The 26786-nt window shown below is 71.5% G+C and carries 23 protein-coding genes and 2 pseudogenes; 15 read left to right on the top strand and 10 right to left on the bottom strand.

All coding sequences use genetic code 11. The features are described from left to right. The first annotated feature begins 55 nt into the window (after window positions 1–55). From AB0I72_RS17600 to AB0I72_RS17580, 5 genes and pseudogenes are all read left to right on the top strand, one after another. The gene (locus AB0I72_RS17600; protein WP_358569336.1) at window positions 56–415 is read left to right on the top strand and encodes a hypothetical protein; all 360 of its coding nucleotides are present in this window, start codon (window positions 56–58) and stop codon (window positions 413–415) included. A 685-nt stretch (window positions 416–1100) separates the two neighbouring features. Beyond that, window positions 1101–1730, top strand: a pseudogene (locus AB0I72_RS17595) (AMP-binding protein); the annotation flags it as partial. Then, complete coding sequence (locus AB0I72_RS17590; protein ID WP_358569333.1) at window positions 1730–2275, top strand: isochorismatase family protein; 546 nt, start codon at window positions 1730–1732, stop codon at window positions 2273–2275. The pseudogene AB0I72_RS17595 and the gene AB0I72_RS17590, both read left to right, overlap by 1 nt. 40 nt (window positions 2276–2315) lie before the next feature. Further along, on the top strand, window positions 2316–3017 hold the full coding sequence (locus tag AB0I72_RS17585; protein ID WP_358569330.1) for a helix-turn-helix domain-containing protein: 702 nt from the start codon (window positions 2316–2318) through the stop codon (window positions 3015–3017). A gap of 77 nt (window positions 3018–3094) precedes the next feature. Beyond that, window positions 3095–4372, top strand: coding sequence for an MFS transporter (locus tag AB0I72_RS17580; RefSeq protein WP_358569327.1), 1278 nt, complete (start codon window positions 3095–3097; stop codon window positions 4370–4372). A gap of 118 nt (window positions 4373–4490) precedes the next feature. On the opposite strand, the gene AB0I72_RS17575 is transcribed toward AB0I72_RS17580, so the two are convergent. Then, entirely contained in the window at window positions 4491–5177 is a 687-nt protein-coding gene (locus tag AB0I72_RS17575; protein WP_358569324.1) for a helix-turn-helix domain-containing protein, read from the bottom strand. Between the two features lie 947 nt (window positions 5178–6124). Here AB0I72_RS17575 and AB0I72_RS17570 point away from each other — a divergent pair. Beyond that, window positions 6125–6904 (top strand): ATP-binding cassette domain-containing protein, encoded by a 780-nt coding sequence (locus AB0I72_RS17570; RefSeq protein WP_358569322.1) that lies wholly within the window; start codon window positions 6125–6127, stop codon window positions 6902–6904. Beyond that, complete coding sequence (locus AB0I72_RS17565) at window positions 6895–7623, top strand: siderophore-interacting protein (protein ID WP_358569319.1); 729 nt, start codon at window positions 6895–6897, stop codon at window positions 7621–7623. Before AB0I72_RS17570 ends, AB0I72_RS17565 begins: the two co-directional genes overlap by 10 nt. Before the next feature lie 279 nt (window positions 7624–7902). Here AB0I72_RS17565 and AB0I72_RS17560 read toward each other — a convergent pair whose 3' ends face one another. The 5 genes from AB0I72_RS17560 to AB0I72_RS17540 form a co-directional block, all read right to left on the bottom strand. Then, window positions 7903–8946 (bottom strand): ABC transporter substrate-binding protein, encoded by a 1044-nt coding sequence (locus AB0I72_RS17560; RefSeq protein WP_358569316.1) that lies wholly within the window; start codon window positions 8944–8946, stop codon window positions 7903–7905. After that, complete coding sequence (locus AB0I72_RS17555; protein ID WP_358569313.1) at window positions 8943–9779, bottom strand: ABC transporter ATP-binding protein; 837 nt, start codon at window positions 9777–9779, stop codon at window positions 8943–8945. Before AB0I72_RS17555 ends, AB0I72_RS17560 begins: the two co-directional genes overlap by 4 nt. Next, entirely contained in the window at window positions 9776–10801 is a 1026-nt protein-coding gene (locus tag AB0I72_RS17550) for an iron ABC transporter permease (RefSeq protein WP_358569952.1), read from the bottom strand. The genes AB0I72_RS17555 and AB0I72_RS17550 overlap by 4 nt, the downstream gene beginning before the upstream one ends. 167 nt (window positions 10802–10968) lie before the next feature. Continuing rightward, a complete protein-coding gene (locus tag AB0I72_RS17545) occupies window positions 10969–12714 on the bottom strand; it encodes a prolyl oligopeptidase family serine peptidase (protein ID WP_358569310.1) in 1746 nt (581 codons plus the stop codon). A 3-nt stretch (window positions 12715–12717) separates the two neighbouring features. Next, the gene (locus AB0I72_RS17540; protein WP_358569307.1) at window positions 12718–13920 is read right to left on the bottom strand and encodes a hypothetical protein; all 1203 of its coding nucleotides are present in this window, start codon (window positions 13918–13920) and stop codon (window positions 12718–12720) included. Between the two features lie 116 nt (window positions 13921–14036). Here AB0I72_RS17540 and amiA point away from each other — a divergent pair, with 116 nt between their 5' ends. The 7 genes from amiA (at window position 14037) to AB0I72_RS17505 (ending at window position 22064) form a co-directional block, all read left to right on the top strand. After that, window positions 14037–14219: a streptamidine family RiPP gene (gene amiA / locus AB0I72_RS17535; RefSeq protein WP_358569304.1), complete on the top strand. Its 183-nt coding sequence runs from the start codon at window positions 14037–14039 to the stop codon at window positions 14217–14219. Between the two features lie 85 nt (window positions 14220–14304). Then, window positions 14305–15195, top strand: a complete 891-nt coding sequence (locus AB0I72_RS17530) for a hypothetical protein (RefSeq protein ID WP_358569301.1) — start codon at window positions 14305–14307, stop codon at window positions 15193–15195. Then, window positions 15192–16190, top strand: coding sequence for a CocE/NonD family hydrolase (locus tag AB0I72_RS17525; protein ID WP_358569298.1), 999 nt, complete (start codon window positions 15192–15194; stop codon window positions 16188–16190). Before AB0I72_RS17530 ends, AB0I72_RS17525 begins: the two co-directional genes overlap by 4 nt. Further along, window positions 16187–17617: a YcaO-like family protein gene (locus AB0I72_RS17520; RefSeq protein WP_358569295.1), complete on the top strand. Its 1431-nt coding sequence runs from the start codon at window positions 16187–16189 to the stop codon at window positions 17615–17617. The genes AB0I72_RS17525 and AB0I72_RS17520 overlap by 4 nt, the downstream gene beginning before the upstream one ends. A gap of 9 nt (window positions 17618–17626) precedes the next feature. Continuing rightward, the gene (locus AB0I72_RS17515) at window positions 17627–18721 is read left to right on the top strand and encodes a hypothetical protein (RefSeq protein ID WP_358569292.1); all 1095 of its coding nucleotides are present in this window, start codon (window positions 17627–17629) and stop codon (window positions 18719–18721) included. Then, a complete protein-coding gene (locus tag AB0I72_RS17510; protein WP_358569289.1) occupies window positions 18718–20379 on the top strand; it encodes an ATP-binding cassette domain-containing protein in 1662 nt (553 codons plus the stop codon). The genes AB0I72_RS17515 and AB0I72_RS17510 overlap by 4 nt, the downstream gene beginning before the upstream one ends. After that, complete coding sequence (locus AB0I72_RS17505; RefSeq protein WP_358569286.1) at window positions 20376–22064, top strand: ABC transporter ATP-binding protein; 1689 nt, start codon at window positions 20376–20378, stop codon at window positions 22062–22064. The genes AB0I72_RS17510 and AB0I72_RS17505 overlap by 4 nt, the downstream gene beginning before the upstream one ends. Window positions 22065–22175: 111 nt before the next feature. Here the strand turns inward: AB0I72_RS17505 and AB0I72_RS17500 are convergent. The 3 genes and pseudogenes from AB0I72_RS17500 to AB0I72_RS17490 all read right to left on the bottom strand — a co-directional run. Further along, window positions 22176–22337, bottom strand: a pseudogene (locus tag AB0I72_RS17500) (ISAzo13 family transposase); the annotation flags it as partial. A gap of 632 nt (window positions 22338–22969) precedes the next feature. Next, complete coding sequence (locus tag AB0I72_RS17495; protein ID WP_358569283.1) at window positions 22970–23107, bottom strand: hypothetical protein; 138 nt, start codon at window positions 23105–23107, stop codon at window positions 22970–22972. Between the two features lie 201 nt (window positions 23108–23308). Next, window positions 23309–24805, bottom strand: a complete 1497-nt coding sequence (locus AB0I72_RS17490; protein WP_358569280.1) for a septum formation family protein — start codon at window positions 24803–24805, stop codon at window positions 23309–23311. 638 nt (window positions 24806–25443) lie between these two features. On the opposite strand from AB0I72_RS17490, the gene AB0I72_RS17485 reads away from it, so the two are divergent. Further along, window positions 25444–25893: an excalibur calcium-binding domain-containing protein gene (locus tag AB0I72_RS17485; protein WP_358569277.1), complete on the top strand. Its 450-nt coding sequence runs from the start codon at window positions 25444–25446 to the stop codon at window positions 25891–25893. A 264-nt stretch (window positions 25894–26157) separates the two neighbouring features. On the opposite strand, the gene AB0I72_RS17480 is transcribed toward AB0I72_RS17485, so the two are convergent. Continuing rightward, window positions 26158–26786 (bottom strand): hypothetical protein (locus AB0I72_RS17480; RefSeq protein WP_358569274.1); only part of this gene is annotated, 629 nt, incomplete at its 5' end.

The following is a 26786-nucleotide window of genomic DNA, read 5'->3' as shown; positions in this document are numbered from 1 at the left end:
AGTCACGTAACATCATCACGGCCTTTCCTCGGCGCGGGTAGGCGCTGGAGAGCTCATGGACGACACACGCCTGTTCACCGAACTCGTGTACCGGCTCAACCTGGACGACGGCTCGGCCGACGAAGCTCCCGCGCGGGAGGGTGTCCTTCTGCACCGCTGGCGGGGCCGTGGGCTGGATCCGCCGTATGTGTTGCACGTGGACCCGCCGACCCTGGCCGAGCATCTGCGGGCCATGGAGGACATCAGCGAACTGTTCCCGAACACCCCTCAGGAGATCGGTGCGCTTCAACTGTTCCTCGTTCACATCGAAGAAGCCGTTGAGACCGCTGCGGAGGACTGTCGACACTTGGTGATCGGACCGGCCGGGGTCTACGCACGGCCTGATGCTCCACCACGGACCGATCGCGGGGTTTAGCGGGCTGCGTTGTGACTGGCGGACAGGCCGCGTGTGGGCGGCTGACGCGTTTGGTTGGCCCCCCGGGGTAGGGGGCGGGGGTGTTCGGGGCGGACGCGGCCGTACAGGGCCGTGTTTGCCACCGGCTGTGGCGGGGCGCTGGTGGGCGGACATGGGCCGCCCCGGGCAGGGCACGGGATGGCAAAATGCTCCGCGAGGTCCGCCCCCAGACGGGCCTCGCACCTCGTCTGTTCGACTCGCGCACCTCGCCTGAACTGGGGTTTTGTGGCGCCCCCGGCAGGATTCGAACCTGCGGCCATCGTTAGAAGTCCGGTGATCTGGTGCCGTCGCGTGTCGCTATATACCGTTTCGTGTCACCCCATCCGATCCGCCGTGCCGCCTGGGGGCGCATGAAGCCGTCGGCTGTCGTGTCGGTACGGAACTGAAGAGCACGAACGGAGCACACACGGGCTGCCGGCGGTGTCCGATGGCACCTCGCGAGCTTGTCATTCCGTGGATGATGTGAGGCGATCGGGGGTGGGTGGGTCCTCCGGTGATGAGTGGGGTTTTGCGGCTGATGGGGTTTTATGTGTGTTTTTGTTCATTTTTGTTTCTTGTGTCTGATTTTCAGCAACTTGCAGATTTGAGCTACCGGGGAGAGTAAAGGCCCAGGTCGGCAAGTCTGCTCCCCGCGCACGCGGGGATGGTCCAACAGGTCTTCGGCATGGCCGAGGGGCTGGTCAACTACACCAGGCCGGACGACCCCGACGACGTGGTCACCACCACGCAGGGGCGGCCGATCAGCCCGCACGACGAGATCCGGATCGTGGACGACCACGACCGGCCCGTCGCCGACGGCGAGCCTGGGCACTTGCTCACCCGCGGCCTCTACACCATCCGCGGGTACTACCGCGCGGCCGGGCACAACGCGCGGGCCTTCACCGAGGACGGCTTCCACCGGACCGGCGACATCGTCCGCCGCCACCCGTCGGGCAACCTCGTCGTCACCGGGCGGGCCAAGGACCAGATCAACCGCGGCGGCGAGAAGATCAGCGCCGACGAGGTCGAGGACCACATCCTCGCCCACCCGGCCGTGCGTGACGCCTGCGTGGTCGCGGTTCCCAACCCCTACCTGGGCGAACGCTCCTGCGTCTACGTCATCGCCCGAGAGCAGGCCCCCACCCGCGGTGAGCTCCTGCGCTTCCTGCGCGAGCGCGGACTGGCCGCCTACAAGATCCCCGACCGCGTCGAGGTCGTGGCGGAGTTCCCCGCCACGGCTGTCGGCAAGGTCTCCCGCCGCGACCTGCGGCGGGCGCTGGCCCGATTGGACGACTGATGGCCCTTCCCACGATCGATCCCTACCCGCTGCCCGCGGCGGACGACCTGCCCGCCAACCGGGCGCTTTGGACCATCGACCCGGTGCGCGCGTTCCTCCTGGTCCACGACATGCAGAGCTACTTCCTGAGCCCGTACCGCGCCGACGCCCAGCCCCTGGCAGGTGTACGCGCCCACATCCGGGCCCTGCGCGACGCGTGTCACCGGGCGGGCGTCCCCGTGGTCTACACGGTCAAGCCCGGGGGGATGACCCAGAGCCAGCGGGGCCTGGAGCTCGACTTCTGGGGGCCGGGCATGACGGCGGCCGAACGGCACACCGCGATCGACCCGCACCTGGTGCCCGGGGCCGACGACGTGCTGCTCACCAATCGAGCCCTTCCTCGTCGCCGACTGCAGCGCCGAGCACCACGCGTCCGCCCTGGACTACGTCACGACGCACTGGACGAGTGTTCTGCCCATGTCCGTCCGGGCCGAGGCGGACTGACCGCTCCCGGCCGGGGGTGGGGGAAGGTTCGCGCGTACAGATTAGATAGTTCACTCTCATAATCTGATAAGGTAAGCCTCACCTACAGTGGAGGCGGTGGCGATGAGTCGACGGACCCGGCGCGGCCCGGGCAGACCGCCCGCGGTCGACGCGGAGGCGATCGCCGAGGCGGTCCTCGCCGTCGGGTTCCCGGATCTGACCTTCGCCGCGGTCGCCGCCCGGCTCGGCGTCGGGCAGGCGACCCTCTACCGGCACGCGCCCGACCGCGACGAACTCGTGCGGCTCGGCGTCGACCTCGCGATGCGCCGCACCGAGTGGCCCGGACTGGACGGGTCGTGGCGCGACCTGCTGGAGCGCTGGGCGCTGGCGTCCTGGCGTGTGTGGGAGCGCCACCCCGGCGCCGTCACCGAGGTGGCGCGCGGCGTGATCCCCCCGACCATGGTGGACCTCGCGGACCGGGTCGGCGCCGCTCTCACGGCGCGCGGATTCACGGCCCGCGACGCGGTGCTCGCCGTGGACCTCGTGTTCGACCTCGCCGCCGACAACCGGCGCGGCGTCGAGGCCCTCGACGCGGTGTCCCCAGCCCCCGGAGGGACGGACGTGCGCCACGGAGCCAGGCGGCGGGTCGAGGAACAGTGGGCGCGCACGGATCCGGGGGACGACCCCGACGACACGCGTGCCGTGATCCGCGCGGAGATGGTGCGCGCGATCCAGGCGGAGCCGATCACGTGGTTCCGCGGCAAGCTGCGCGTCGTCCTCAGCGGCATCGAACGCGAACTGGCGCCGCCGGGGGAGGGGCCCTGACGAACGGCGCCGACCCCACACCCCACACCCCCACCGGGCGCGCCCGTGCCCCCGCCCGTGAACCGAAGAAGGACGGTATGGCCACACACCGCTCGGTCCCCACCCCCGACCACGGCGCGAGCGCGCCGAAACCCCAGATCCCCCTCCTGCTCGGCGCGGTCTTCCTCATCTTCCTCGGGCAGATGACACTGAATCCGATCATCGCTCCGCTCTCACGCGAGGTCGGACTCGCGGAGTGGCAGGTGGGGGTGACGATCAGTGCGGCGGCCGTCATGGTCGTGGCCACGAGCCAGTTCTGGGGGCGGCGCTCCCAGTCGTGGGGCCGCAAACCCGTGCTCGTCGCCGCCTTCGTACTCGCGACGGTCACGATGGCGCTGTTCGCCCTCCTCGCCCAACTCGGTATGAGCGGTGTCCTGACCGGAGGCGCGCTGTTCGCCCTGTTCGTCCTGCTCCGCGGTGTCGGATTCGGCACGGCCATCGCGGCCGTCCCGCCGACCGCTCAGGCCTACATCGCCGACGTCACCCACGACGAGGCGGTCCGGGTGAAGGGGATGGCGGGCATCGGCGCCGCGCAGGGCGTCGCCATGGTGGCCGGTTCCGTCGTCGGCGGAGTGCTGGCCGCGTTCGGGCTGATCACCCCCCTCGTCGCCGTGCCCGTCCTGCTCGGCCTGGGCCTCGTCCTCGTCGCCTTCCGACTGCGCCGTGAATCCCGTGCGGAGCTCATCGAGCAGCCCGCCCGCGTCCGTCCCACCGACCCCCGCGTCTGGCCGTTCCTGTTCGCCGGGTTCGGCATGTTCACCGCCCTCGGCTTCATCCAGGTGGTCACGGGGTTCATCGTCCAGGACAGGCTCGGACTCGACGCGGAGACCACCGGCCTGGTCACCGGTGGAGCCCTCCTCACCGCGGGGGTGGGCATGGTCGTCGCCCAGGGCGGTCTCGTGCCCCGTAGCGGGTGGAGCCCACCGACGTTGCTGCGCGTCGGCGGCGTTGTCGCCCTGGCCGGTTTCGCGCTGCTGGTCCCCGACCTCGGGGAGGTCTCGCTCTTCGCCGCCCTCCTCCTCATCGGCCTCGGACTGGGCATCGCGATCCCCGGCTACACCGCGGGTCCCACGCTCCTCGTCGACCGGGACGAGCAGGGCGGCCTCGCGGGCCTGATCGGCGCCACCAACGGCCTCACGTTCGTCGTGGCGCCCACCGCCGGGACGGCACTCTACGGTGTGTGGGCGCCGCTGCCGGTCATCGTCGGCACGGTCGTCATGGCGGTCGTCGCGGTGTTCGTCACGGCGCACCCGCGGTTCCGCCCGCACTCCGACCATGGATCCGCGGACGACGCGCGCCAAGGATCCGGCCGGTGAGGTCCGGCGTCCACCGGATCGGGTAGCGGGGCCGTTTCGTGCCGGGTGTGATGGAGGACGCCTCCGATGAACCCGGAACGCAAGCAGGTGCGCGGCCCGCGGGAGTGGGCGGTTCGCGTCATCGGCCCAGGCGGTGCTCGATGCCGTCGAGGACGAGGGCGAGCTTCTCGCGCCACCAGCCGCTCGGGCGTCCGGGTTCTCCCATCGCCTCGTGGATCACCCGGGTGTACTCGGCGACGAAGGGATCGTCGATCCCGACCGCCGTGTCGAGCAGGTGCTGGGACCGCTCGCGTCCGGTGAGCCCCCGCGCCGTGCCGGCCACGGGCTCGTTGAGCGCGATCGCCGTGATGTGGGAGTCGATCATCATGTCGCCGACGGTGTCGACGATGAGCGCCGCGAAGTGCACGTCGATGTCGAGCATGGTGACGAGGTGTCGCGTGATCCGCAGCGACACGGCGGCGAGCGACGGCGGCAGACTCGCCATGGTCCGCAGCCGCCGCGCCAACCCGGGGTGCGCGTCGAACAGCACCCACATCACCTCAGCGCATGCCCGCACGTAGTCACGCCACGATCCGGTCGGTTCGGGCCACGGAGCCCGGGCGATCGCCGTCTCCGCGGCGGCGTTCAGCATCGCCTCGCGTCCCGGCACGTGGCCGTACAGGGTGGACGGGTCGACTCGCAGCCGCCGGGCGACGGCGGTGACCGTCGCCGCGTCGAACCCCAGTTCGAGAACGGCCTCGATGATGTCGTCGCGGGTGACGCGCGGCGGTCTGCCCACGCGGGGCGCGGCATCCTCGCTCCTCATGGTTAGGAAAGCCTTCCCTTCGTAGCCTCGGAGTACTATCGTGTCCTGAGTTTCCCACACCGCTTGAGAAAGGCGCGGATTGGCTGCCCCCGTCACGGAACATCCGGCTACCGCGACCGGCCCACCCGACGACCCCGGCGAGCGGAAAGCGCACACCCGCGCGGCGACCGCGCAGGTGATGGCACCAGTGCGCGGCCCCCTCGCCGCCGCGAGCGCGGTCGCCGTGCTGGCCTCGGCTCTGGCCGTGGCCCCCTTCCTCCTCGTCGTCGAGGCCTGTCGCGCCCTGCTCGCCGGAGACGCCGACGGCGCCTGGCGGATGGCCGTCATCGCGTTGGTCGCCCTCGGCGCGCGGGGCCTGCTCAGCTCGGCCGCGCTGCTGTGGACCCACTTCATCGACGCCGACAACCAGCTCTCGCTGCGCCGCTTCCTGGCGGCCAAGCTCGGCCGCGTGCCGCTCGGGGTCTACGCGGCGGCGCTGGCGAAGATGCTCGGCCCCGGGTACGGCGAGCAGATGCGCACCTACGAGGACTGGCAGCGCCGCGCCGAGGCGGCCACGGTCGAGTTCGTCGACGGCATCCAGGTCGTGCGCACGTTCGGTCAGGCCCGACGTGCCCACCGCCGCTACCAGGAGGCGGTGGACGGGTTCGCGGCGTACTTCCGCGAGTGGGCGACCCCGATGACCCGCCTCGAGGCGGGCGCCGGAACACTCCTGAACCCGGTGTTCACGCTTGCGCTGGTGCTCGTGGGCGTCGGGTTCGGCATGCCTCCCCTGACCCTCGTGCCCTTCCTGCTGGTCGGGCTGGGCTTGGGGGCGACGGTGCTCACCGTGGGGTACGCCGCCCAGTCGCTGCGCCAGGCGACGACGGCCGCCGTGCGCCTGTACGACGTGCGGCAGACGCCGGAACCGCGGGTCCTCGCCGACGGCGACGGGGGTCCGGCGCGGTCTGGTGAGCCCGGACTGGGTGCGCTTCGACGACGTGCGGTTCGGCTACCACGCCGACCGCGAGGTGCTGCGTGGTATCTCGCTGGAGCTCCGCCCGGGCACCACCACCGCCATCGTGGGCCCGAGCGGGTCGGGCAAGACCACCCTGTTGCGCCTGGCCGCCCGCTTCTACGACACCGACCGCGGCACCGTCCGCCTCGGCGGTCTGCCGGTGAGCGCCTGCGCGACCGACACGCTGCTGTCACAGGTGTCGCTGGTGTTCCAAGAGGTGTACCTGTTCGACCAGACGATCGAGGAGAACATCCGCATCGGCCGCCCCGGCGCCACCGACGACGAGGTCCGCCAGGCGGCCCGGATCGCGCGCGTCGACGAGATCGTCGACCGCCTCCCCGAGAGCTGGGACACGCGGGTCGGTGAGGGCGGGTCGTCGCTGTCGGGCGGTGAGCGCCAGCGGGTCTCGATCGCACGGGCCCTGCTCAAGGACGCCCCCGTCGTGCTGCTCGACGAGGCGACCAGTGCCCTCGACCCGCAGAACGAGGCGGCGGTGGTGCGCGGCATCCGGGAACTCACCGCCGGGAAGACCGTGCTCGTCGTCGCCCACCGGCTGGCGACCATCCAGCACGCCGACCAGATCGTCTTCCTCGACGAAGGCCGCGTCGTCGAGCGCGGTACCCACGACGACCTGCTCGCCGCGGACGGCCGCTACGCGGCGTTCTGGAACGAACGCTCCCGCGCCGCGGGGTGGCGCCTCACGCCCGCAACGGATGGAACCCCATGGCCCTGAACATCCAGCGCACCATCCTGCGCGCCATCGGCGCGCGCGAGCAACCGGTGACCGTCACCGCGGTCGACGACGTGCTCCCCTGGTACCGGCGGGTGCACTTCTCCGCGCCGGAGTTCCTGAGCGGGCTCGAGGTGTTCCCGACGGTGTGGATCCGGCTGTGGGTGCCCTCGTTGGACGACCCCACGGTGCTCAGGCAACGCGGATACACCCTCGTCGACCCCGATCCCGCCGCGGGCACCTTCGCCCTGGAGTTCGTGCTGCACCAGCCCGCGGGCGCCGCGGCGCGCTGGGCCGAGACCGTGCGGGTGGGAGACAGCGCCGAGATCGCGTTCACGCCGGCCAGGATCGATCCCGACCCGGCGATCGGCACCTACGTGATCGGCGGCGACGCCTCGGCGCTGCCGGCGATCAACTCGCTGCTGGACCACATCCCCGACCACGCCACGGCGCACGTGGTGTTCACCGACCCCCACGACGACGCCGCCGAGCTGCCGTTCCGCACGCGCGAGAACACGCGGCTGTCGATCGTGCGCACCGGGGCCGAACAGCTCCGACTGTTGCGCGCACTCGACGTCGACGCCGACGACGTGTACGCGTGGGGCGCGGGTGAGCGCTCCGACGTGTCGGGCATGCGCCAGCTGTTCCGCCGCGAGTGGGCACTGCCGAAACACCGGCAGCACACGCAGTACTACTGGATCCGCGGCAAGACCACCGGCTGACCGATCGGCGCTCTCCCCACCCAGCATCGCGCCACTGCCGCGCGAGGTCGACGGAGCTCCGCGCCAGCCTCGTGCAGCTCGGGATTTCGTGCTGTTCGTCCTCCTGCACGGGGTTGGCTCCGCCGTTCCTGAGCCCCGCGACAGCTTGGTACCGGACCGCCTGGGCCGGGACCTCCCCCACACGTAGGCGCTACCGGCCAGGTTCTGCCTGGTCGGCAACCCACGGGGCAACGCATGTGAGCGGGGTCCCGGCGTCTTCGTGATCCTCCTTCAGGCCGTCTAGAGCGCGTCCGGGTAGAGCTCCCGGGCGATCGTCTCCACAGCGTCGACATTCCCCAGGGCGCCGGGGAACAGATCACTCGCGGGCACGGCGATGAGGAGATCGTCCTCCACGGCCGGGACGTCGGGGAAGGTGCCGCGAAGGTACTCGCGGGTCCGCTCTTCGTGCTCGGCTCCGGTCACACCGAACACGATGGCTTCGGGAGCGCGGCTGATGATCTCCTCCGGGTTGATCTGGGCGGCGAAGAAGTCGGCGAACTCGGGTGCGTCGGGGTCGAAGACGTTGTCGCCGCCGGCGGTCTCGATGATGTTCGCCTCGATGCCGGCGCCGATGGCCGACAGCGAGTCGCCCTCGACGTAGACCTGCGCGACGGTGGGCCGCGCGGAGTCGCCGATCGCGTCCTCCACGGCGGCCAGCCGTGCCTCGACGTCCTGTGTGAGCTCCTCGGCCGCGTCGGGGACGCCCAGGATGGCGCCGAGGTCGGTGATGTCCGTCAACACGTCGGTGACCTCCGCGGTGTTGCGGCGGTCGGCGCAACCACCGGTCGCGACGTAGGCCTGGGCGCCGTTCTCGTTCAGCTGCTCGATGCTGGCGAAGCCCTGTTCGGCCGTGAACTCGTACTCCGTCGGGGAGGCCACGAAGTCGGGGGTGACGGCGAGCAGGTCCTCGCGGGCCGGCGGCGCGTCCGCGCTGATCACCGGGATGTCGGCGGCCTCGTCGGCGATGTCGTCCGGCAGCGCCGAGACCTCGGTCTGGGCCTGGCCGACGATGGAGTCCCGCACGCCGAGGCGGATGAGCAGTTCGGTCTGCGAGGGCATCAGTCCGACGATGCTGCTGGGAGTGGTGTCGAAGGACAGCTCCCGTCCGCAGTTCGTGACCGTCACGGTCTGCCCGGAGTCCCCGGTGTCCGCCGAATCGACGGTGACGCCGGTGCCGCAGGCGGTCAGCGCCAGCGGTAGCACGGCGAGGGCGGCGCACGCGGTCGAGAGGGTGAGGGGGCGGGAACCGCGCCGAGACATGGCCCGGGTGGCATTGACTGTCATGGGGTCCTGATTTCTTCCTGAGTCGTGATGGATGGGTTCGCGGGGCCGTGGTCGTTCGGCTTCAGCGGGCTGCGGGCGTCGAAGAGCAGGTGCCGCCGTCCGGAACGCGGATGGGCGACGGCGGTCGTCTCGACGCCGAAGACCGAACGGACCAGGTCGGTGTGAAGCACCTCGTCCGGGGTGCCGAGGGAGAGCAGACGCCCCTCGGCCAGGACGCCGATGGCGTCGCAGGAGCGCGCGGCCAGGTTCAGGTCGTGCAGGGCGACCACTACGGTGCGGTCGGTGGCTCTGACCAGATCGAGGAGTTCAAGCTGATGGGCGATGTCGAGGTGGTTCGTGGGCTCGTCGAGGACGAGCACGGGTGTGTCCTGGGCGAGCGCGCGGGCGAAGAGCACACGCTGGCGCTCGCCACCCGAGAGGGCCGAGACCGGGCGGGTCTCCAGGTGCGCGGCGCCGACGCGGGTGAGTGCCTCCCGCGCGAGGGCGAGATCGCGGTCGGAGTCGCGGCCGTACCCGCGTCCGTGCGGGATGCGCCCGAGCAGCACCATGTCCAGGACGGGGATCTCGAACTCCTCGCTGTGCTCCTGTGCCATCACCGCCACGTGCCGGGCCAGCTCCTTGCGCTTCAGCGCGGTGATGTCGGTACCGTCGAACCGCACACGGCCGGCTGAGGGAGCCGTGAGCCCCGAGACGGTGCGCAGCAGTGTGGACTTGCCGCTCCCGTTGGGCCCGAGCAGCCCGAGCACGGTGCCCGAGGGCACCGAGACGCTCACGTCGGTGACGACGGGCCGTCCGCCGCGGTGGGCGGCGAGGTTCTCGATGTCGATCCTCATCGGCCCACCCCCACGCTGTCGGCGCGGTCGCGTCGCAGCAGCCACAGGAAGAACGGTGCTCCGACCATCGCGGTGAGCACGCCCAGGGGGATCTCCGCGGGAGCGGCGAGGGTCCTGGCCAGGAAGTCGCAGGTGGCGAGGAACACCGCTCCTCCGAGCAGGGCGACCGGGAGCATCCTGCGGTGGTCGGAACCGACGATGATGCGGGCGATGTGGGGGATGATCAGCCCGACGAAGCCGATGCCTCCGGAGACCGCGACGACCGATCCGGTCAGCAGGGCCGCGGCGACGAGGGTTCCGCTGCGCAGCCGGTTGACGTTGACGCCCAGGGACGCGGCCGCGTCGTCCCCGACGAGAAGGGCGTTGAGCGCTCGCGCGCGGAGGGCGGCGTAGAGCCCCACGGCGAGCAGCGCCGCCGAGGGCAGGGCGAGGTGGCCCATCGTGGCGGCGGAGACCGACCCCAGCAGGAAGAACATGATGCTGAAGACGTTCTGCGCCTCGGTGGTGATGGTCAGGTAGCTGGTCACGGCGCTGAACAGGGAACCGAGGGCGACGCCCGCGAGGATGAGGCGCTGGGGCGCGATGCGCCCGTTCTTGTGGGCCAGGGTGTAGACGGCCGCGGTGGCCAGGAGAGCGCCGAGGAAGGCCGCGCCCCCCACCCCGAGGGAGGTGGCTCCGATGCCCAGGACGATGAACGAGACCGCGCCGACCCCGGCGCCGGCGGAGACGCCGAGGATGTAGGGCTCGGCCAGGGAGTTGTGGACCACGGCCTGCATCAGCGCACCGGCCAGGGCGAGCGCGGCACCGGCGGTCGCGGCCAGAAGCACGCGGGGCAGCCGGAACTGCCAGACGGCGTTGTCCTGCACCGTCGTCAGCGACCCGTCCGACATCCACGGCATTCCGGGCACGAGATGGCCGATGACGATACGCAGGGCGTCCGCCGGGGACACGTCGATCGTGCCGACGCTCGTCGACAGCAGCACCACCGCGACCAGCGCGAGAGCCAGGACCGGAACGAGGATCCGAGCGGCGAGGACGCCGCGCCGCCGGGTGTCGGCCGCGGGAGCGGCCGGACCCGGGGCGCCGCCGGATCGTCCTCCTCCGGGGCGCGCGTTGGTCAGGAGGCGTTGGAGGGAAGTCGACACGCGTCTTTCGTTCGTTGCTTGTGCCATCTGTCGCGGGGGCTCTCTCAGGTCGTTGACGGAGCGGTCTGTGCTGATCCGGTGGTGACGGCGGCGAAGCTGAGGACGGTCGCCCCGAGACGGTGGAGGCTGTCGAGGTGGTTGCCGCCGTGGCCCGTTTCCGGGGCGCGCCATACGGTGGCGCCGCCTCCGGCGCGGCGCAGCGCTTCGGCGACCGCCAGGGTGTCGTCGGCGGCCACCCGGGAGTCCTCCGCCAACACGATGCCGAGGAAGCGGGGCAGAGGGGTGCCGGAGGCGAGGGCCTCGGCACGGTGCAGCGGTGAGATGCGGCGCAGGTGGGCGATCCCCTCGGCGGAGTCCGAGGCCCCGAACTCGCCGGCCCACCGCTGTCCGAGCGGATGGGCGCCGAGGTTGAGCAGATCGAGCGGCGCCGCGGTGCTGACGACACCGGCGCACAGGTCCGGCGAACCGAGGGCGCAGCTGGTGGCCAGGACTCCGCCGTGGGAGGCGCCCGCCAGGACGAGCAGGTCGGGCCGGGTGATCCCGGCCTCGACCAGACCGCGTGCGATGACGGCGAGGTCGTCGATGCCGCGGCCCTTGGCGAGGCCGTGCCCGGCCCGCCGCCAGGCCGGTCCGTGCTCGCCTCCGCCTCGGACCTGGGCGATGGCGTACCGGCCACCCTGCTCGACCCACGTCGGCACGGTCGGCTCGAACGTGGGCAGACTCGGCACCCCGAAGCCGCCGTAGCAGGTGAGGATCAGCGGTGCGGGGCCCCGGGCGTCGGCCGGTGAGGTGACCACGACGGGGACGCGTGCGCCGTCCTCGGCGGTGAAGACGTGCCGTTCGGTGCGTGCCGGGGTCACCTGGTGGACCGCTGCCGGCCGAGGGGACAGCAACTCCTCGGCGGGTACGACCCGCGGGGGCAGGACAGGGCCCTCGACGAGGGCGTGGAACCGACCGGCGTCAGCGCTCACCCCGGTCGCGACAGCCGGGGCGCCCTGGTACGTGACCTCGCGTTCGGCCACGACCGAGCCCTGGAGGAGCCGCACGATGACACTGCGGCCGGCGCGCACGCCGACGGCGACGATGTCCTGGCCGCGGGTGGCGAAGGAGGTGACTCGCAGGTTCGGGTCGTCCCAGCGCCATCTCTCGGCACCGCTGCCCGGATCGAGGCACTGAAGGCGTGTGCCGTCGTCGACGACGATGTCGTCGCCGGCGGGCAGGACCCGGGCGACGGCGCTGAACGCGGCGATCTCGACGCCGGTGGCTCGGTCGATGAGGCGGCTGGGCCCACCGTGGCGGCTTTCGGCGAACAGGCCGCACCGGCCTCCGGGGAAGAGCCTGAGCCGGGTGTCCGGCGACACGGCCGAGGCCGTCGACCGCCCGGTGCGCGCGTCGAGGCGGACGAGGCTGTGGGACCGGCCGGCCACCAGTTCGACACCGGACGAGTCGTCGTCCCAGAGCATGGGGTCGTAGCGGCAGCGCACCCGGGGGTAGAGCCGCAGCGCTCCGGTGGCGGTGTCGACCAGCCCGAGCGCGGCGTCCTCGTCCGCGTGCTCGGCCAGTTGGACGCAGATGCTGCGTCCGTCCGGAGAGGGGGCCATGCGCAGGATGTGCCCCTCGGGCTCGATCACGGGTGTGCCGGCGTCCACTCGGTAGATGCCGTGGCGTCGGCGTCCGGGCGGTCGGCTGAGCGCGTACCCGTTCTCCGGCAGACCCGGGCGGCCGTGCCGTTCCCACTTCGCGAGCGCGGTGTCGATGGCGGGGACGATGGGAGGGAAGGAGTCGTGCATCGCTCACCGGCCGACGGTGTCGATGTCGCCGCCGTGCCAGTACAGGTGCCCGCCCTCGTCGAGGGCGCTGGGCACGGTGACGGTGTCCAGTTCGCCGTCGTGGAACAGGTGCAGTTGGCCGTCGCCCCCTCGGGTCACCGCGACCGTCGTCCCGGTGGGATCGACGGCGACGGAGCGCCGCTGGGCGGGTGAGTCGCCGACGGGGTCCCAGGGCAGGTGCCCGGGGGAGGGCGGACACGACATCGCGGGAAGCGGGATCCGGTGCGCGACGCCCATCAGCGGATCGGCCCGCTCGATGACGGTGAGCTGGTCCCCGTCGGGATGGATCGTGGCGACGGCGGCCCGGGCGCCGCCGAGCGCGAAGCGGAAGGCCAGTCCCGGAAGCAGCTCCAGGCAGCGGGTCCGGCCGGTGGACAGGTCGACGTCGACCAGGTGGTTCGTCCACTCGGTCCATGCCGTCGGGGACGCCGGACCGCCTCGGACCACGCCCACCGCACGGCCCGTGGCCGGGTCCAGGCGCAGGTAGTAGGCGCGTCCGGGTACGGGCCAGGCGACGGTGTCGAGCATGCGCGGGACGCCGCCGTCGATGACGAAACGCTCCAGTCCCTCGCTGGTCGCGGTCGCGGCGATGCCGGTGCGCTGGTCGACGACGTCGCCGTGCCCGTCGTCGGCGATCCCGCGGATGGTCTCACCGGTGATCCGGGGCACGTGGGGGGCGACGTCGAGGCACCGGGAGAGAGGAAGCGCCTCGAGGGCGCCGGGCTCCCTGTGCCGCAGCACGGCCACCGGTTCGCCGTCGGCCTGGTCCGGGACGATCATCACCCCGGGCTCGCCGACCCGGGAGCGGAACCGTACCGACTCGCCCCGCTCCAGGTCGACGAGGGTGACGACGTCGCTCCACGCCCGCGCGTTCGCGCCCAGTCCGGTCGTCACCACCACGTAGCGGCCCGAGGCGTCGCAGGCGAGGTGCTCACCGGGGATGGCCACGGGGAAGCGCCGTTCCCCGCGAGGGCCGGAGACCACGAGCGCGCCGGAGCGGTCGTCGACGAAGGCCCATGCGGCACCGCCCTCGCCATGGCGGGGCAGCGTGAGGAACCCGGCGTGCTCGGCGAGGACGGCGTTGCCGAGCGGTCTCACGGCGCCGTCGGCGACGGCGTAGGTGCGGCCCGCGCGGTAGTCGGCCACGAGGAGCTCCTGGAAGTTCATGAGGCCAGCCTATTGGAAATGACAATCGTTTTCAATTAGGGTGAGTCCTGTTCGCCCCGGCGAACACCTGTCGGCACAGATGACCGATACGTCCTGCCTTGAGAAGGGAACTCCCTATGGACAACCAGATCGTCGCCGAGATCGAGGAGTCCGAGCAGCTCGCCCACCTGTCGGCCACGCACTCCAACGCCCTCGTCGAGAACCCCTTCGACGTCGTCGCCGAGATCGTGGAGTCCGAGCAGCTGGCGCACCTGTCGGCCACGCACTCCAACGCGCTCGTCGAGAACCCCTTCGACTGACCCTCGTCCCCCGCGACGTAGTCGGTGAGAACCACCCGGTCGGGCAGCCCCGCGCTGCCCGACCGGGCCGTGTGAGAGGTCGGCCATGCCCCCAGAACCATCCATCGCCCCCGTGCCGGGGACCGGCGCGCACGTCATCGTCGACGGCGGGGGTACCGGTGTCGTCCGCACCTCCTCCGGACACATCCTCCGTCTCGTGTCCCCGCCGCCCGGTCTCCTGGACGTCCTGCGCGGTGCTTCGAGCGGTCACGGGGAGGCCGCCGCGTTCACCGAGGCGCTCCGGGCGAGGTTGTCCGCACGCCAGGAGGAGGACGCACAGCGCCGCTGGCCGGGTCCGCGACGCGAGGTCGCCCTGGTCGGCGGTGGCCAGCTCGTCGACACGGTGGCTGAGGCCCTGACCGACTGGGGCGCGGCCGTCACCCGCCACACCGACGCCGCGGCCCTGCTCGCCGCGATGGACGGCATGGCCGACGACGACCGCGAGGACGGCGGCACGGCCGGTCCCCGCGGAGAGGGCGCCCCGCCGTGGGGGCTCGTGGTCGCGTACGCGGACTCACCCGCCGAGCGCCTCGGATGGGACCGGCTCGACGCGCTGCCGAGCCAGGGCGTCGCCTGGCTGCGCGCCTACCGCGAGGGCGAGAACGGCTTCGTCGATCCGATCTGCCTCAACGGGGACGACCCCGGCGCCGAACAGGTGTATCGGCGACGCCTGGCGGCGAGCTCGGTCCCCCACGAACTCGACGCCTGGCGGCGCGCGGCCGTGGCCGACGCACCCCCCTCGCCCGCCGCACACATGCTGCTGACGAGCCGACTGCTCACCCTCGCCCTGGCATGGGCACAGGAGTCGGACACGTTGGAGGGCTACCGCAGCACGCTGTGGAAGCTGGTCCCCGCCACCGGCACGGTCAGTGAGCACCCGCTCCTGGCCTATGACCCGCCGTCCGCCATCGACCGAGGGGCACGTCAGCGGGTATGACCGAGGAGCCCCGACGCGAACACCTCTGCCGGGCAGGCGACGGCGCCGTCCTGCGCGGGCGGATCTGGGAATGCGCGAACCCGGAGGGCCTCGTGGTGATCCGCACCCCCTACGACGCCGACCAGCACGAGACGACGGCACGCTCATGGAACGCCCGCGGCTACCACTGCCTCGTGCAGGACGTGCGCGGACGCTACCGGTCAGCGGGAGCCTGGTCCCCCTACGCGCACGAGGAGGACGACGGCGGACGGGTCCTCGCTCATCTGCTCGACGAGTACGAAGGGCTGCCGCTGGTCCTCTTCGGCGCCTCGTACGCCGCTCACACCGCGTTGGAAGCCGCTCGGGCCGTGGCACGCGACGGCGCGCCCCCGGTCTCGGCGATCATCGCCCTCGTCCCAGCCCTCGGACTGGCCGAGACCGCGTGGGACACCCAGGGCGCCCCGCAGATCCTGCACCGGATCGGATGGTGGCACGAACACGGGCGCCACCGGCGCTCCCAACCCCCGCTGCCCGCGGGCGAGCTCGACCGCCGCGTCGCACAGGCACACGAGCTGGGTGTCGTCGAGGCCGCCGAGCACTGGGACTGGTCGCCGTCGACGTTGACCGGCTGGCGGCGGCTGTGGAGCGCGGAGCGTGTGGACCTGGCATCGCGCTACGGCCGCATCGATGCGCCGCTCCTGGTGATCAGCGGCGATGACGACTTCTTCCACGACGACGCCCGGCGACTCGCGCGTACGTGGCCCGCCCCGAGCCATTTCGCCAGCGGCCCCTGGGGGCACCGCCTGGTCGCCGGCGTCGCCGATCAGGTCCTGCGGGCCGGCATCAGGGCCGCAGGCGGGCTGACCCGCATCGTCGACCCGTGGCTGGCGGCCCAGGGACTGCCGGGCTCCCCGGCGGAGTGGACCGAGGTCCTCACGGCCGCGTCCGTGCCCCACACCAGGTCCACCCTCGATTCCGCGTCAGGGACCTGGCGCCATGAAGGGAACTCACCTTGACCCCCACCACGACCGGGCGGCGCCACCTGGGGGCCGCCCGCAACGAGACGACCAGGGCCGACCACCCCATGCCCGTGGAGGCGCTCGTCGACCCCGAATGCGGCATCATCCGCTCGGTGCGGGCCGTGCCGCACCCCGAGGGGGCTCCCGCGTCCTACCTGGGGCTGACCGCGTCCGTCGCCGACGCCCGACAGCTCGGTGAGTGGCCGGCCGACCGGGTCTCGCTGGGCACGTCCTTCGACGACGTCGAGCAGGCCAGGATCGCCGCGATCGCCGAAGGGATCGAGCGCTACTGCGGGAACTGGCTTCCAGCCGACCTTCCCGACGACGAACTGCGCATCGGATCCCGCGCGGAACTGCTGGCCGCGGGGCGTCAGCCGATCAGCCTGGGTGAGCTGCCCCAGTTCGCCTCGTGGCAGTACACCCGGGCCGCGTTCCCCTACCGACCGCTCACCGAGGACACCCCCACCCTCTGGGCGCGCTGCGACGACGGCGACGGCGCCGAGGTCTGGATGCCGGCCTCGCTGGTCTACCTCAACTGGAGGCAGTCGCGCTTCCGGCACCTGCCGCGTGTCCATCACCTCAACTACGCCGGAATCGCCACCGGGCAGGGGGCCGACGACGCGAGGGACCGAGGGGTCCTGGAGATCATCGAACGCGACGCCCTCGAACTGTGGTGGCACCTGGACGGACCCACCTTCGGCATCGACCCCGCCAGCGTTCCCGGGTTGGCCGACGACCTGCGCGGCAGCTCCCTGGACGTGTCCCTGGTGGCCATGCCCTCGGAGTTCGCCCCCGCCGTGGCGGCACTCGTGCACGACGGGGAACGCGGCCTGTACGCCGCGGGATTCTCCGCCTCGCTCGACCCGGTCAGGGCCGCCCGCAAGGCCGTCCTCGAGGCCGTCCACACCTGGGTCTACACCCAGGGCTGCACCGCCGCCGACGGGTGGGTCTTCCGTGCCGTCGAGCAGGGCCTGATGGCTCGCGGCCTCTACCTCGACTTCCGCGCCGACGCCACCTACCTCGACGCCGCCGGCGCCCAGTGCGAGCACATCGTGGATCTGGGCGCGCACGTCCAGGTCTGGCTCGACCCCCGGGTCCACGGGGAGGCCCGGCGCTTCACGGCGCCCGCCCTGGGGATGCGCTCGATCGCCGAGGTCCCGGCCGTGTCGATGGACGATGTCTACCGGTCCCTGGCCGTTCGCGGACACCGCGTCCTCACCCGCGATCTGACGACGAGGGATGTCCGTCGCACCTCGCTGCGGGTGGTGCGGAGCTTCGTCACGGGACTCGTCCCGAACGCCCCCGCGGCCTTCGCCTACCTCGGTATGTCCCGTTTCGAGCACACGGCCCTCGAACGGGGGTGGCGCACCTCCTGGGACGGGAGCCCGACGGACGTCACCCTCGTTCCGCCCCCGCACATGTGAGGCGCACCCATGTCCCGCCCCATCCCACCGACCCCCTCACCGCTCGGCGCCGGGCGCGGTCCGGCGGACCCGCCGCGCCTGCCGCCCGCGCTGGCACGCGCCCTCTCGGCCGAAACACCGGGTCCTCCCCTCCCGCCCGGGCCGCGCGCCAACCCCTGGCGGCGGGCCGGAGCCGACCCGGTGCCGGTACCCGAACGCGAACGCGCCCTGCTCGACGGCCTGTGGCGCGGTGCGGGACACCACCGCCTGGCCGACGGGACGGTGACCCGTGTCCCCAGGCGCCCGGTGCCCTCCGCGGGAGCGACGTACCCCGTGCGCACCCACCTGGTCGTCGGTGCGAACGGCCCCCTGACGGCGGGGCGGTACGCCTTCGACCTGGAACACGGCACGCTCGACCGGCGTGACGAGACCCGAGAACGGGAAGCGGGCTGGAACGTCCACCGCACGGGCGCCGACGTGACGGGGACCCACCTGGTCCTGACCGTGCAGCCCGGTCGAAGCTTCGGCCGGTACCGCCACCGGGCCTGGCCGCTGTGGATCGCGGACACCGCCTACGCCCTGACCGCGGTGGAGTTCCTGTGCGCTCCGGCCCCCGTCGCGGTACGGCTGGGTCCCGGTCCGTGGCTGCGCGCACTGCTCGGCGTGCCGCGCGGAGCCGACCACGGTAGGTGGCTCGCGCGCGGACTCGCGCCGGAGATCCCGCTGGCCGCCATCGAGCTGCCCGACTCCTGGTCGGTCGTTCCCACGCACCGGGACGCCCTGGCCGCGCGGCGTTCCCCGGCGATCGGCGAGTTCGAGGCCGCGGAGCGCGCACGCGATCCGCGGGCCGTGGACGTCGCGCGGGCCTCCGGGCAGGCCTGGGTCCTCGGGGCCCACCGGCTGGAGACGTGGTCCGTCGCGATCGACGCGCCCGCCGCCGAGTTCACCGAGACCCTGTGGCGGGCCCACCGGGCCGCGGCCGGCCTGTGCTACGCGGGCGCCCTGTCCCGGCGATGGCGCTGCCGCCCGGTGTCGGGATTCGTCGCCACGCGGGACCGCTGGACCGTGCACGCCCTGGCGACGCTCCCCGGCGCACCCGACCTCGACAAGGAGTCACACGCATGATGATCGTCCCCCTGCTGTGGCGGGAGGCGGCCCGGTTCCCCGCGGCCCTGGCACGGAGTGTCGCCCTGTTGGTCCTCGTCTTCCTCACCCACGTCGGACAGGCCGTGGCGATCGCCTGGTCGATGTCGGCGGTGCTGCACGGGCAGGCCCGGGACGTGATCGTCGCGCTGTCGCTGATCCTCGGGATCGCACTGCTGCGCCTGGTGCTCTCCCTCGCACAGGCGTCGGCCGCCGCACATCTGGGCGGCCGGGTCAGGCAGACGGTCCGCCGCCGCGCGATGCGGGCCGCGCTCGTGCCCGAGCGGCTGCACGACACGGCGGCCCGGGACGGTTCGATGCGCGCCAGCCTCGGTGACGGCGTCGACGGCATCGACGCCTACGTGTCCAAGTACGTTCCCGCCATCGTGCAACTGCTCCTCACCTGCCCGATCGTCGTGATCGGCCTGATGCTGATCGCACCGTGGGCGGGACTGTGCGTCGCGGCCGGGGTCGTGCTCGCACTGGTGGGGCCCATGGCGTGGAAGCGGATGATGGCCCGGCGCGGTCTCGATCACTGGGACAGCTACGAGGCGCTCAGCGCCGACCTGCTCGAATCCCTGCGCGGAATGGCCACCCTGCGCACGCTCGGCGACGTGTCCGGCACCCGTGACCGGCTGGACGGCCGATCGGATGCGCTGCGCAGGGCCACCGAACGGGTGATGCGCGGCTCCCTGGGCGAGACGGCCGTCACCGACGCGGCCGTCCAGGGGGGAGCGGTCGCGGCCGCGGCCGTCGCCATCGCCCACGCGGTCACCGGGCAGGCCCCCGCCGTGGAGGTCTACCTGCTCCTCCTGCTCTCCTCCGAGGCGTTCCGTCCCATCCGGGACCTCTCACGGCACTGGCACGCCGGATTCCTCGGCCTCACCGCGATCCCCGGCCTCGAACGGATCGGGGCCTTCACCGAACAGCGCGACGCCACCCCCGACCACACCGCGCCCGGCCCCGGAGACGGCCGGGCGACCGAGGACCGACGGGCGGACGTGCTGCGCGTGACCGGTCTGAGCTTCCGCTACCCCGACGCACCCGGCGACGTCATCCACGACCTCGATCTGACCGCCCGGCGGGGCTCCCTCACCGCGATCGTCGGCGCCTCCGGGGCGGGAAAGTCCACCCTCTTCGACCTCCTCCTGGGTTTCCTCACCCCGCACACCGGAAGCATCGACCTCGACGGTCGGTCGCTCCACACCTCGGACATCGCCGTGGTCTCCCAGCGGCCGGTGCTCTTCGCCGGGACGATCCGCGACAATCTCGCGGTCACCGGCGCCACCGCGGAAGCGGACCTCGTCGCGGCCTGCCGCGATGCGGGGATCCTCGACGAGATCCAGCGCTTCCCGCGCGGCTTCGACACCGAGGTCACGGAGGCCGGTACCAGCCTGTCGGGCGGACAGCGTCAACGCCTCGCCCTGGCCCGCGCACTGCTGGCACAGCGCCCGGTCCTCCTCGTCGACGAGCCGACGAGCGCGTTGGACGCCGACCGTGCCGCGGACGTCGTCCAGACGCTGCACCGTGTCGCCCGCGACCGCGTCGTCATCATGATCAGCCACCGCTCCGAGACCCTCACCGAGGTCCCCCACGTGCTGAGCCTCGACTCCGGACACCTGAACAGGAGCGCCTCGTGAACACCCTCTCCGCGTTCCGAGCCTTCCGCGATCTGCTGCCCGTCCTACGGCCCGAATGGCGGGGAATGCTCTGGATCTACGTGATCGGCACCGCGAGCTCGCTCGGTCTGGCCGGTCTGACCGTCCTCACGGCATGGGCGGTCGGCCACGCCGTCGTGGAGCGGACACCGCCCGGACCCCTCTGGTGGGCCCTGGTCCTCGGGCTCGTGCTGCTGCGCGTGGTTCTGACCTGGCGGGAGATGGACGTCTCCCATGCCTTGGCCTACCGTGTGCTGGCCCGGCTGAGGATGGCACTGTTCGACGCCTACGCACGCAGCGTTCCCGGTCGGCGTCGTGAGCACTCCGGACGGGCGGCCGCCGTCGCGATGGACGACATCGAAAAGCTCGAGTTCTTCTACGCTCACACGATCGCCCAGCTCGGCGCCTCGCTCACCGTGTTCGTCGTCTCCCTCGTGACGGCGTCACTGCTGCTGCCCGAGTCCGCACTCGTCATGCTCCTCGGCGCCGCCGTCGTAGCGAGCAGCGCGCTGTACTGGGCACGGGCCGCCCGGCGGCTGGGCGAGCGTGAACGGCGTGAGCGCTCGGACCTGTCCGAGCACATCGTCGACGCCCTGGGCGCCCTGCGCGAAGTACTCGCCTACGGACTCGCCCCTCGGATCATCGCCGAGACCAGTGCCGCCACCGCACGCGCCGCCACGATCGCGCGACGGCGCGAACTGCTGTCGCACCTGGTCACCGCAGTCCGGGAACTCATCCTCACCGCCGTGATCATCGGCGTCATCGCCATCAGCGCCACCGCCGCGGGTGTGCTCTCAGAAGGCGCTCAGGTGCGGCTGCCCTCCGCGGAGCTGCCAGCGCTGGTCGCTCTGGCCCTGGTCGGCATCGCCGCGGTCGTCGACGCCACCGACACCCTCACCCGGCTCCATCCACTCGTCTCCGGCGCCGAACGCGTCGCCGCCGGCATCAACCGCCCCTCGGTCGTCACCGTGCCCGAAGTGCCACGACAGCTGCCCCCCGGGCCGCTCGGCCTCCGGTTCCGGGACGTGTCCTTCTCCTACGAGGGCCGACAGCCGACGCTCGCGTCCTGGTCCACCGAACTCGCCCCCGGCGAGCACGTCGGGCTGGTCGGCCCCTCCGGCTCGGGCAAGAGCACGGTCATCTCCCTCGCGGCCCGCCTCTGGGACCCCTCTGCGGGCACCGTCGAACTCGTCACGGCGGACGGCGGGGGCATCCCCGTCGCCGATCTCGACGACGCGGCACTGCGGGGGGCCGTCGCCCTGGTCGACCAGGACGCGATGCTCTTCCACGGCACCGTTCGAGACAACCTGCTGCGCGGCTGCGGGCCACGATCCGACGGCGACCTGGCCGCTCTGCTCGAACGCGTCGGAGCCGCCGACTGGATCGGCCTCGACGACGAACTCGGAGAGGGAGGTGTGCGGCTGTCCGGCGGACAGAGGGCACGCCTGTGCCTTGCCCGTGCCCTCGCGCGCCGCCCACGCGTCCTGCTCGTGGACGAGGTCACCGCCAGCCTCGACCCGGCCACCGAACGGCTGATCTCCGACGTCATCGCCGAATTCCACGGCACCGTCCTCATCGCGTCCCACCGGGCCGAGACCCTCGCCCGCCTCGAACGCGTCGTCGAGGTGCGGCCGTCCGGCGTCGTCACCGCAAGGACCCGCGGCTGAAGCGGTGCCCCGCGGGGGTCCCGGGGCGGTGGGGGAACGAGGGCCTACGACGGGAGCCCTCGGTTTCGCCGTGGAGCTCGTGGCCGACCGGTGTGGGGATGACTGTTCGGAGCTGCGCCGGTTCGAGGAGATCTGGGCGGACGGGCGGTGCTCGATCTTGTTCCGCTTCGACGTTTCCGGCGGAAAGCACAGCACGGTGACCTCGATCCCCCAGACAGGCGAAGCGGTCATGGCCCGGACCCGGTGGCCGTTCGGCCCGCCCGCGTCAGCGGTGTGTTTCGTGCTGGGGGTGATGGAGGCTGTGGTGTGTGCTGGGATCGCCTCCCGTCACTCCCCGTGAGCCGGGTCTTCGTCGCGTTCGATCTGGGGCACACTCCGAACGTACTGCGGGGTCGGCCGGCGTCGAGCCGCCGGAGGTGGTAGCGCGGTTGGGCGAACGGACAGGGTAGCTGGCGCTCGGGGACGCCGGGAGGGAGCGTCGGCATGCGAGGGGCGGGGTGGTCGGCGGGGTCTGGAGTTGGTCCCGCCCTGGACCCACCCTGGACCCATCGGCGCGGTACGTCCTCTGAGGTGAGGTGCCGCACCCAGTTTGACCTGTGGTTTTGTGGCGCACCCGGCAGGGTTCGCACCTGCGGCCATCGGATTAGCATTTGGTGTCCACTGGCCCCCGCGTCGTACACGGCTTGAGCGAGGCCCTTCATCCAGTCATGACCGGGTGTCGTCCCGGCCACTGGGACTACATGGAGCAGTTCTATGGACGACACATGGTCGCAGTCGTCGAGCAGCTCCTCGAGCGGTTCAGCCGCGGCTGACACCGCGTCTGGAGCGTCGAGTGGGTTCAACATGGGCGCCTGGGTCCTCTGCGCGGTTCTGCGCTTCGGCCTCAGTGTGTCAGCTGAGCACGTTCATGCTGCGGGGTTTTTGGGGCGTTCGACGAGCTGACCGCATTCGAAGCGGGCCCCGGCGCGGACCAGCGGGACGAGGTGGGCGCCGGTGATCGCGCGCCATCGGGCCTGGGCGGTCTCGGCGAGCTTGAACACCATCGCGGTCGTAGAACGCCAGCAGCTCCTCCCGGTCCTCGGTGATCTTCGCGATGGCCTTGGGCCCCTTCGTGCCGTAGGTCTTCGTGAACGCCTCGATCGCCTTCTCGGCGTGGGCGCGTGTAGATCTCCTGCTGGGAGATCATCGTCGTTCCCCGCTCACAACCGGCTGCTTCCGCCAGCACGGGGCCGTCGGCCGCATAGTCATGAGATGAGGGACGTGGTCCACGACTCTCCGTCAGCGGCCACGTAGCAGAAGACGTTCTGGATTCCGTAGTTCCACGAGTCCTGGTTCGGCGCGATGTAGCCGACGAAATACGTGTCCGGGGTACGCGCGGGGTCCAGGGTGCGTTCGCTCATCGGGTCGCACGTGGCCTCGATGTCGGCGTCGAAGGCGGCCCGTCCGGGCCAATCACCTCCGGAGGGGGAGTAGGAGCCGATCACCTGGGCGTTGTGCGGCTCGTTGCAGGAGGTGAGTTCGACCTCGTAGAACTCCGTGGTCGGAGGATCGATGAAGCAGTCGCCGGTTTGCAGCGTGCACACCGTGGCGTACCCGGGCGAGGGCTCGCAGAGCTCGGTGGGGGAGGGTCCCTGGCCTTCGCCGGTGGAGACTGAGGGGTCTACACCCTGCGGGTCGTAGGGGGCGAACGGGTCCGTGCTCTCCGAGGCGTAGGAGCCGGATCCCGCCTGCACGATGATGACGGCCGCGGTCGTCCATCCGAGGCCCCACAAGCACGCGGCCAGGAGTCCGATCAGGGAGAAGACGACGCTGATCGCCTTAGCGGCCGCGAATCCTGTCGCGGTGGCCGGCGCGAAGGGGGCCGACGCCCCGGCGAACGGCGGTGCGACCGGTGGTGTGAACGGCGTACTCGCCGCAGCTGACTCGGCGGCCGGTGCCGGGCACATGCCGGCGGTGGGATCCGCCTGTACCGCAGGTCCGTCCGGTGCAGTTGGTGAGGCCGGGTCCGTGCCGACGGTGGAAGGGCTGGTCTGGCCCACGGATCCGTCGGGAGCGGCGGTCGCCGGGTCGGTGGCGGACCCGGTCGGATCGGAAGGTCGGGGCGTGCTGTGGGCCGCGGGTACGGAGTTCGCGCTGGTCGAATCTGCGGGGCCTGCCATCGATCCCTGGGGGTCGGTGGCGGTCGGCGCTCCTCCGGGACCGGTCGCGCCGCTGTTCGCCTGGCCGCTGCCCGAGGGCGGGGCCGAGGATGGCGCCCGGAGCACTCGGGTGAGGGCGAGGAGGCCGAGGACGATGGCGACGGGGATGGGCAGGATGAGGAAGCCCAACAGGCCCAGGACGAGAGTCGCGATGGAGAAGCCGCTGATCCTCTGCTCATGGATGTTGTTGTGCACCGTGTGGTGAACGTTGTGGCGCGTGTTGCTGGTGTTGTCGCCTATGTGGATCGGTCCCTGGTGGTTTCCGCCCACACCCACGTTGTGGTGTCCCGACACGTTGACCGAGGACAGTTGCGTGTTCATGGCGGCCAGGCTTCTGGCCAGATCCGGGTCCTCCCGCAGGGCCCGCTTGATCTGGTCGCGGAGTTCCTCGGCGGCGTTGGCGTCCTCCGGTGCTCGGCTGAGCTTCCTGACCGCGCTTTCGACCTTCGGTTCGGATTTCCCGCGCCTGAGGATGGCGGCCAGTAACCGTTGACCGTGCCGCACGGTGACGCTCGCCGCCGCGTCCTCGGACTTGGACAGCACTGCCTGCCCATAGGCACTGACCGCGTCTTTCACATATGGAAACACCTGGGAAGTGAGGGTTTCGATATCTGTCAAAGGTGCTCCCGTTCGGCTCTGGGGAAAGATTCGTGATGCCGCGAGGGTCGCTCTTCGAGAAGGGCTCACTACTATAACGGCATGGTGTGCGAGGACAAGGTGGCATTCGATGACGGCTGTCTGAACGTCGAGATCGCGGACGGTTTCCGGGTTAAGGGAAGGTTCGGAACTTGTCCTGACCTCGAAGAACGATTCTCTGAGGGTTGGTTTCGCGTCCGTGTCCGGAAGCGGTCACGAAATTCCGAGTTCGACTGTGTCCTCTTGGGTAACCGGCTTCGCTGCGAACCTGTCGAAGCGTAAATATTCGGAAACGTGAGAGTGCGTGTGCTGGTCACGCCGCCGCTTCTTGCTCTGACTGGAGGCAACCGGAGATCTTCGCCCGGGTCTTGGCCGGTCTGAGCACCAGGCTCAGCCAGGTTGTTGGTGAACGGCACCGCGACCGGGTAGGTGGCTGGCCGACGGACAAGAACTGCTGGCGGAGCTGTCCGGTAGGCGGTACCGTCTCAGCACTCAGGGCGCCCGCTCCGCCGTCTCTCACTTCCCGTGGAAGAACGGATCACGAGATGACCATCCCCCAGCCCTCCCAGCAGCCGCGGACCAATATGTCCACCAATCAGATCATCGGTGCCAGCTGCCTCGGCTGCCTCGGCCTCTTCGCGATGCTGGCGCTCTTCGCCGGATGTGTGTCGGCGCTGTCCGGGGACGCCCCCGACACCTCCGATGCCCCGACCGTCGTGGAGACGGTCACCGCTACCGAGGAGGTCCCCGTGACCGCCACCGAGACGGTGACGGTCACGGCCACCGAGGAGGTCGAGGTGACGGTGACCGCTACCGAGACCGTGCGAGCGGAGAGCGGGACAGGCTCTGACGGCGATGGTTCGGGTGGCGGCGCGAGCGCTTACTACGAGAATTGCGACGCCGCCCGCGCTGCCGGAGCGGCGCCGGTACGCCGAGGAGACCCGGGCTACGGACCCCACCTGGACCGAGACGGCGACGGTGTCGGCTGCGAGTAGCACCTGTTGGAGGTCGGTGGGAAGCCGCGACAGCGGAGTCGTGGGGCTGGCGGTCGGTTCAGGAGTTGGCCCAGGTGTCTGCCGTCGGAACGCGGAATCGGTCGCGTGCTTCGACCGTAGATCCTCGCGCGAGGAGGCCCACACCGAGCCTTCCCTCCGAGGACCCTAGCTCCGGGCTAGGGTCCCTCGGCCGGACCGGGTCTACCTTCCGAAGCAGGAGGTGGTCATGACGAACTCTCAAGAAACCCGGCACGAGACAGCGTGTCAGGAGTCCAGGGCCCGGCGCTCCACCGTCTTTGCCGCATCTTCCTGCCCTGCCTCGCGCAGCTCCCACAGCAGGAGGGCGATGCCGTCCGGGGCGGTCAGGGTGGTGTGGGTGGCTGCGCGGGAGGCCAGTGCCTGCACCGCTTCCTCCTGCCCTGCCTCGCGCAGTTCCTGCAGCAGGAGGGCGACGCCGACCGGGGCGGTGAGGGTGGTGTGGGTGGCTGCGCGGGAGGCCAGTGCCTGCACCGCTTCCTCCTGCCCTGCCCTGCGTAGTTCCTGCAGCAGGTAGGCGATGCCGCCTGGGTGGGTGAGGGTGGTGTGGGTGGCTGCGCGGGAGGCCAGTGCCTGCACCGCTTCCTCCTGCCCTGCGTCGCGCAGTTCCTGCAGCAGGTAGGCGACGCCGAACGGGTTGGTGGGGTCGCGCGCCAACAGTGCCTGCACCGCTTCCTCCTGCCCTGCCCTGCGTAGTTCCTGCAGTAGGTGGGCGACGCGGCCCGGGTCGGTGAGGGTGGTGTGGGTGGCTGCGCGGGAGGCCAGTGCCTGCACCGCTTCCTCCTGCCCTGCCCTGCGTAGTTCCTGCAGTAGGTGGGCGACGCGGCCCGGGTCGGTGAGGGTGGTGTGGGTGGCTG

Source organism: Nocardiopsis sp. NPDC049922 (assembly GCF_040660275.1).
Lineage (GTDB): Bacteria > Actinomycetota > Actinomycetes > Streptosporangiales > Streptosporangiaceae > Nocardiopsis.
This window is presented reverse-complemented; position numbering and strand designations above follow the sequence as displayed.